This window comes from Streptomyces katrae (genome assembly GCF_000717655.1).
Taxonomy (GTDB): domain Bacteria; phylum Actinomycetota; class Actinomycetes; order Streptomycetales; family Streptomycetaceae; genus Streptomyces; species Streptomyces katrae_B.
This window is the reverse complement of sequence record NZ_JNZY01000057.1, coordinates 20,486-27,197: the sequence shown is the minus strand read 5'-3', so window position 1 is coordinate 27,197 and position 6,712 is coordinate 20,486. Positions and strand designations below refer to the sequence as shown.

Below are 6,712 nucleotides of genomic sequence, written 5' to 3'. Positions count from 1 at the left end.
AGTCGGTGAAGTTGGCGATCTCGTTGGCGACCCAGTTCGCGTCGTCGACGTCGGTGCAGGCGGCGATGTGGCGGCCGGAGTGGTGGCCGACGTACCAGCGGATATGCCGCTGGATCGTCCAGCCGCCCGCGGTAACGTTCGTGTACAGCTGCAGCCGGAAACTCTTCCCCGCCGCGGCGCCGGCCGGGAACCGCGCCGAGCGGATCGTGCTGGCCGTGGCCGTCGCCGAGGAAACGGTGAGCGCGTAGGCGCCGTCGATGGCGTAGGCGCCCCAAGGGGTGGAACGGGCCAGCGTCGCCACGCCGCTCGTCACGGTCCAGCCGGCGGCGTCCTTCTCGAACGAGGCGTCGGCGTAGGGGACGATGCTGCCCTCGCGGATCACGGGCGCGGTCGCGATGACCGCGGTGTCGATCCGCATGACCTGGGCCGCGGTGCCGGAGGTGATGCCGACGGCGAGCGTCGCGTAGGCGGTGGTGGCCGGGGCAATCGCAGAGACCCGCTGTTCGTAGTAGCCGGTTCCTGGGGCGGCAAGGTTCGACCGGGTCGCCGTCAGCAGGACGTCCGCGGCTGTGTAGAAGCGGAGCTCTACCCAGGTGGTGCTGCCCGAGGTGGGCGGGTTGAGGTAGCAGCGTCCCACGTACTCGGTGCCAGCGGTCGCCGCCGGCTTCTCTGTGATCTTCGCCGACGCGTTACCGTTGGCAGTGACCGTCAGAGCCAGCACGTGGCCGCCGGCCAGGTAGTAGTCGACCGGCCACGACACCATGGGCGCCTGCCGGGCGATCGAACAGTTCGTCTCCGCCGCCCACTTCAGGGTGGCGTGCTCGATGTTCTCCGCATCCGCCGACAGCAGGTTGCCGGGGGTGCGCATCGGCACGCCCAGGTAGACGTTCTCGAAATGATTGATGACTGACCCGGCCGCCGGAGTCGCCGACACCACCACCTGCACATCCGAGGTCCCGAGCGGGGGCGTCCCGGAGACGGCGATGCGATGCCAGGTCGCCGATGCGGTGGCCGTCGTCAGGGACCAGGTGATGGAGATCTCGGCGTTGAAGACGTTCATCCAGCGCAGTCCGATTCGCTCCGGGACCGTGGCCCCGGAAGCGTCCGCGAAAGCCTGGTACTCCTGCCCGGGGGTGACCGCGTAGGAGGACTGGGTGCGGGCCTGCATCTCACCGGCGGCGGTCGAGGACAGGCGCAATGTCCCGTCGCCCGACCGTCCGCCGGTGCCCTTGCTGATCGTGCAGTTGAGCTTGGCCAGCCAGCCCGAAGTGTTCGGGTCGACCGTCTCAGTGACCAGCGACAGCATGTTGCCGGGGATCGCCACTACCTACCCCCTTCGTCCAGGCCGGGTCGTCTGGCTCAGGTGACGCATGCCGCCCACGACGCGGGCGTCCGCTCGCTCGTCCACATAGGCGTTGAACTCCTGGCCGTCGACGACGAGCGTCAGCCGGTCACCAGCGGCGAGCCCTGCGTTAGCTGTCGCCAGCGAGGAGACGGCCTGCCACTGTGGGGCGGTGAGGATGGCCTCGGGGCGCCCCGTCGCGTTGACGGCGGTGGTGACTCCTGGCTGGAGCCAGCCGCCGTCGTCGTACTTGCGCAGGGCGGGAGCGAAGCCGTACCGGTCATGGAACAGCGGCGAGTTGTACCCGCGGGCGCGCGCACCCACGACAACGCCGTCGCCGCCCCTGCTCTCCACGTTCATGCCAGCGAGGGTGCCAGCAGTGTGGCCGACCCCGTCGTTGGTGATGCCGATCATGAACGGGCTCTGCAGGTTGCGCTTCCACCCAGCCGGGGCCGTGTCCCCCTGGAAGGAGAACGTCGACCAGAGGCGCCCGCCGGGGCTGAGACCCTGGATCACCTTCTGGATGCCGGACATGAACCCGGAGCAGTCCCACGACGGATCGCCCGCGCCGCCCCACTGGTAGGGCTTGCCGGCCTGCGACCGGGCGAAGCCCATCGCCGCGGCGACGCTACCGCTCGCGGATCCGCCGATCAGCCCCTCGGCGGCAGCGACAACCTTGTCCTTCAGCGCCTGCAGCATCTTGATCGGGAACTGGCTGAGTGCCTGGGCCCACTGCGAGCCGGTCAGGTTGGAGCCGATCTGGTCGCGGATGAACTTCGTCGCGACGTCCCAAGCCTTGCTCGGGCTGGTCATGAACTCGATGCCATCCATGAGGGCGCCGCCGATCTGGCGGGCCTTGCCGGACAGCCAGTCGACGACGCCCCCGTCTGCGAACCGCGGGATGCCGACGGCGCCACCCTTGGCGAAGGCCGACCCGCCGCGTGCGGCCTGCGCCCGGAGGGCTTCGACCGCGGAGTGGCCGCCTGCGCCCCGCACTTCGGCTGCCGTCCATACGTGCTCCCCGTTGGAGAGCAGCGCGGGGATGGAGTCCGAGGTGGCGGTGCCGGCGCCGAAGACGGAGCCGCCGCTGGCGAAGGTCAGCACGCCAAGCTGCTTGGCACCGGTGAAGTCGGCGACGGCATTCCAGACTTTTCGGATGCCCGAGTTGTAGACCACGTCCACGATGTATTGAACGGGCTTCCGGGCTACGTCCTTCAGGCCGTCCCAGATCTTGCTGATTCCACTGACGCCGCTACTGAAGCTGTCTCGCACCGCATCGATCCCGCGCTTCACGAGATCGAAGGCGGGCTTGATGCCGTTCTGCCAGGCGCCGTTCACGACGGCCGATATGCCTTCCCAGGCAGGCTTGGCTGCGTTAGTCCAAAGCCAGGTGACCACCGAGCCCAGAAAACGAGCCTGAGCGACAAAGCTGTCGAACGCTGGCCGGATGCCATTCTGGTACAGCCAGATCGCTCCGGCCGCAATGCCCGAGAACGCAGGCTTGGCGACTGATTCCCAAAGCCACAAGACGACTGACGCGAGGAATCGACCCTGCGCAACGAAACTGTCGAACGCGGGTTTAATTCCATTGCTCCATAGCCATAGCGCCGAGGATGCTATTCCGGAGAACGCAGGCTTCACGGCCGATTCGTAGAGCCACAGAGCGACGGAGCCCACCAGCTTGAACAGAAGGTAAAGAGGCGTCAACACCGCTACGGCGACAATCGTCCAGAGATATCGGGCGGCCGTAACGATAGGGGAGAATGCGGGCTGTATTCCGTTGGTCCAAAGCCACATGGCTCCGGCCGCAGCCAATTTGAAGGCGATGACGAGGCCGTCGAAGACCGGTTTCAGGACGTTGTTCCAGGCCCACAGGGCGGCAGCTTGAATCCCTGCCCAGGCCGCCTGCACGATGGCCCGGAAAGTCTCGCTGCGCTTATAGGCGATGACGATCGCGGCCGCCAGGGCAACCAGCGCAATCACGACTAGCGTGATCGGATTCAGCGCCATGACCGCATTCAGTAGGGCTTGCGCAGCGGTGAAGCCGCTGGTGGCGGCGGTGCCCAGGAGGATGGCCGCGCGGTAGATGGAGAAGACCGCGGTGACGGCAGCGGTGGCGATTGCCTGTGCGTTCAGGGCGAGGGTTAGCCCTCCAATGAGGATCGCTGCGGGGATCAGCCAGACGCCCCATTCGCGGAACCAGTTGATTACCGGACGGACAGCGTCGCCAACGAGCCCGATCGTCTCGAGCAGTTTGAGCAGGGCAGGCAGGACTACCGCGTCGACCACTTGGCCGACGCCGCTCATTAGCTGCCGCTGGAGGACCGCGAGCTGAGTGGACGTGTTGCCGCGGATGGTGTCGCCGACGGCCTTTGCTGCACCATCCAACTTGCCGAGGCTCGCCGCCGCCGTAGACGGATCCATAGCGAAGAGCGCGGCACCCAGGTCCTCGGCTTGCGTGCCGAAGAGCGCCACAGCGGTCCGTGCCTGCAGCACAGGATCCTTGATGTCGCGCAACCGATCGAGAGTGATGTCGAGAACGCCGGTCGCGGCCGAGCCGCCGCTGGCGAACTTGGCCGCCATGTCATCAGCGGAAAGGCCGAGGGCCTCGAAGCCGTCGATGCTGCTCTGCGACCCGTCGACAGCCCGGACAGAGAACTCCTTGATGGCATCGGCTGCCAGGTCACCGTCCCGGGCGCCCGCGCGGAGCGCCTGATTGATCAGACCGATAGCCCCTGCGCCGCTCACCCCCGCCTTCTGGAACTGCACGGAGTACTCGTTGACGGTGTCGAGCAGGTCCCCCGCCTTGTCGGCGCCCGTCTGCAGACCCTTCGTCAGCAGATCAAGAGCCTCTGGCGCGTCCTTGGCCAGACCAGTCCGAATCAGCTGGGTTGCCGCGTTCGCTGCCCCACCCAAGTCCTGATCGAAGGCGTTGGCCAAGTCGGCAACCTTGGTGGTGATCGATTCGATCGCCGCGGTGGTGGCCTTCTCCGGGATGAGGCCGGAACCCATGACGGCCCGCACTGCGGCCGCACCGTCCTCGAAGCTGTCGACGACCGCCTTCGAGTACAAGGAGCCAGCCAGCTTCCCGGCCTGCTGGGCGCCCTTACCGGACAGGCCGAGCTGGGCGGACAACTTGTCCGCCATCTTTTCTTTCTCGATGGCGGAGATGGTCGCCGCAACCAGTACGGCACCGGCCGCAGCGCCCGCTGCGGCGATGCCGGCTTTCCACTTGTCGCCGAAGCGGGCGCCGGACTCCTCGCCCGCGCGCCCGCCAGCATCGCCGGCGGGCCCGGACAGCTGTCGTCGAAGGTCGTCGGAGATACCGCGAACGGAGGGGATGATCTGGATGGTGGCGTAACCGACGTTCGGCACGGAACCCCCTCACGTGGTTCAGGCGCTGGCGCTCAGCTGCCGCTTCCGTTCACGAGCCCGTTCGCGCGCGGCTTCCATGCGCGCGAGTCGGGCCGCGGTATCCCTAGGGGTCCCGGTCTTCCCCTGCAGCCACCAGCGCGGGTACGCCTTGGGCGGCTTCGGTTGCTTGGACTCCTTGGGCGTATTGACGGCCTGGAGCGTCCAGTTCACGCGCTGGAGCATGTCGAAGACGTCCGCGAGGAGTACCTGCTCGCCGGTCGGCTCTTCTCGGCCTTCACGCAGTGCGGTACGGACGCGCGCGTGCGGAGGCAGCCCTTGCACATAGCTGGCCAGCTCGCGCCACGTCATCTCACCGGTATGGATGTGGCGCAGGCGGACGCCCGGATATGTAGCCGCAAGGTCCGCCTCGAGGGCTCTGCCGTGCCTCCGGATCAGCTCCCGGAGGCCCCGGATTCCCCCGGCTCCAGCCCACAGTGCTGCTGGTAGGCGGCGAAGAGCTTCTGCATCTTGAACTGGGCAAGCTTGATCTTGCGGAAGTCGTCGAAAGAGTCACCCAGGGCGACACGGAACAGGCCGAGGGTCGCCCCCAGGTCTCCGGTCTCGGCGGCACCCACCAGGTCCCACACGTCGAGGCCCTGAAGGTGGGCAAACTCCCAGCGTCGGCCGCCGTGGTGGACACGGAAAGGCGCGAGGTCGACCTCCGCCTGGACGGAGTCGAGGTTGAAGTCGAACGGCTGGTCGTCAGCCGGCTTGATCGCGGTTCGGGTGGTCATTTCGCTACTCGCTCTCGGGTCGCGGTTCGGGTTGGACGATCTGCACTGCACCCGCCATGAGGGTCAGGCGGACGGTGCTGGTGCCGTCGGGGTCGAGACTGATCTCCATGGGGTGGCGGGCAATGAGCCAGGGGAAGGGACTGCCGTCGATGAGGACGGCTCCTCCCGGCTGGATGACGATTTGCTGCGCCAGCCTGGGCGCTTCGACCGGCGCCTCGATTGGCGGGCGGTCGGCTTCCAGCAGAGTGGAGATGACCTTGCTGCGCATGCTCCGCGGTACGTCCTGGCTGCCGGCTATGAGCCCCAGACGGTGGGCCTGAGCGCGGATCTCTTGTTCGGTGTATCTGACGGGCATGAGGGCTCCCTGTCGCGGTTCGGGTGGTACACCGGGGCGCGGCCGAACCGCGACGAAGGACCGCGCCCCGGCGTCTGTCAGGTGACCGTGACGGCGCAGGTGTCGGACTGGCCGAGGTAGGTCGCCGTGATGGTTGCCGAGCCGGGGTCGACGCCGGTGACGAAGCCGGCGGTGACGATGGCCTTGGCCGCGTTGGAGGTACCCCACGACGCGAGCGTGGTGACGTTCGCGGTGGACGCGTCGTCGTAGGTGGCCGTGGCGGTGAGGCTGCCGATCGCCCCGTCGGCCACCGAGAGGGTGGTCGGGATCGAGATGCTGACCAGGACCGGAGTGGTCTGCCGGTCGAACAGGTCGCCGTCCGCGGTCGGGAAGATCGTGGCGACGAACGTGGCCGACTCAAGGTCGGTTTCGTTCTCGCCGTGATCGCCGTCGAGCGTGACCTCTGCGTAGTTGGAGGTGATGAGTCGACGGACCTTGTCGCCCTCGCGGGTCTCGAACGCGACCAGAACCTTGGCCGGCCGGGGCACCTTGATCACCGACGCGGTGGAGCCCGGCCACAGCAGGCTGAAGGTGGTGTCGTTGTCCTCAAGCGCGGTGAAGCTTTTGGTCAGCTTGAAGTGCGTGCGGCTGGTGCGGACGAGGATGCCGCCCCAGGCGTACTTGTCGTCGGTGTCCTCGTCGCGGGACTCGGGGAACCCATCGTCGCCGTCAAGGAGACCGACCAGATCCCAGTCCACGCCGAACGGGGTACCGGCGTTGGCGGGCAGGGTCGCGGAGAGGTTGGTCGAGATGTAGACGTCCGCGTCCGTCCACAGATTTGCCTTAAGCGGGTCGCCGGCCATGCCGCGGCCTCCTCATCTAGGGAAA

At 67.4% G+C, this 6,712-nt stretch carries 5 protein-coding genes and 1 pseudogene; all 6 read right to left on the bottom strand.

Annotated elements, in window-relative coordinates; translation table 11 throughout:
• A pseudogene (locus tag IF09_RS0136850) lies at positions 1-1,324 on the bottom strand (hypothetical protein); the annotation flags it as partial.
• 3 nt (positions 1,325-1,327) lie between these two features.
• A complete protein-coding gene (locus tag IF09_RS0136845; RefSeq protein ID WP_051833544.1) occupies positions 1,328-4,717 on the bottom strand; it encodes a phage tail tape measure protein in 3,390 nt (1,129 codons plus the stop codon).
• Between the two features lie 18 nt (positions 4,718-4,735).
• Entirely contained in the window at positions 4,736-5,065 is a 330-nt protein-coding gene (locus IF09_RS0136840) for a hypothetical protein (protein ID WP_030303511.1), read from the bottom strand.
• Positions 5,066-5,148: 83 nt separating this feature from the next.
• The gene (locus IF09_RS0136835; RefSeq protein ID WP_030303509.1) at positions 5,149-5,490 is read right to left on the bottom strand and encodes a hypothetical protein; all 342 of its coding nucleotides are present in this window, start codon (positions 5,488-5,490) and stop codon (positions 5,149-5,151) included.
• Positions 5,491-5,494: 4 nt separating this feature from the next.
• Positions 5,495-5,845 (bottom strand): hypothetical protein, encoded by a 351-nt coding sequence (locus IF09_RS0136830; protein WP_030303508.1) that lies wholly within the window; start codon positions 5,843-5,845, stop codon positions 5,495-5,497.
• A 77-nt stretch (positions 5,846-5,922) separates the two neighbouring features.
• Positions 5,923-6,687: a hypothetical protein gene (locus tag IF09_RS0136825; protein WP_030303506.1), complete on the bottom strand. Its 765-nt coding sequence runs from the start codon at positions 6,685-6,687 to the stop codon at positions 5,923-5,925.
• Between the last annotated feature and the right edge of the window lie 25 nt (positions 6,688-6,712).